This is a genomic window from Geomicrobium sp. JCM 19037 (assembly GCF_000698105.1).
In the GTDB taxonomy this organism is placed as follows: Bacteria; Bacillota; Bacilli; order Bacillales; family Marinococcaceae; genus Geomicrobium_A.
The window spans coordinates 1-544 of sequence record NZ_BAWZ01000075.1 but is presented as its reverse complement, the minus strand read 5'-3'; the positions used below and the strand labels follow the sequence as shown (position 1 = coordinate 544).

Sequence of the window (544 nt, the reverse complement as noted above, 5' to 3'; positions counted from 1 at the left end):
GGGGGTGTCAAGATGGTTGTGATGGATATGAGCCCCTCCTTCAAATCCGCGGTGAATCAAGCCTTGGGTCGTCCGATCATCATTGCCGATCGTTTTCATTTCTGTCGCTATATTTATTGGGCGCTAGACCAAGTGCGGCGTCGCGTACAAAAAACGTTTCACGAGTATGATCGAAAGAAGTGCAAGCAGATGCACCATGTCTTTCATAAGCGTCCGGAAAAGCTAAGCGAGAAGCAAACGTGGTACTTGAATCGCTACCTGGAGTTATCCGAGGAACTTCGGGAAGTCTATGGGCTGAAAAACCAGTTCCAAGCATGGTTTGACAAGCATCGGACGAGCAAGACCGAGGGAACCGACGTGTTCGCCGGTCTACAAACTTTTTATCAAGCTGTGGAAACTTCAGCGCTGAAAGAGATGAAAAAGGCCGTAAAAACGTTGAAGAATTGGCAACCAGAAATTCTCAACAGCTTTATTTTTGGTCACACGAATGGTCCGATTGAAGGCTGAACAACCAGACGAAGGTCATTAAGCGCAATGCGTTTGG

At 47.4% G+C, this 544-nt stretch carries 1 pseudogene; it reads left to right on the top strand.

Annotated features, from left to right (window positions below):
• Window positions 1-544: pseudogene (locus JCM19037_RS21595) on the top strand (transposase); the annotation flags it as partial.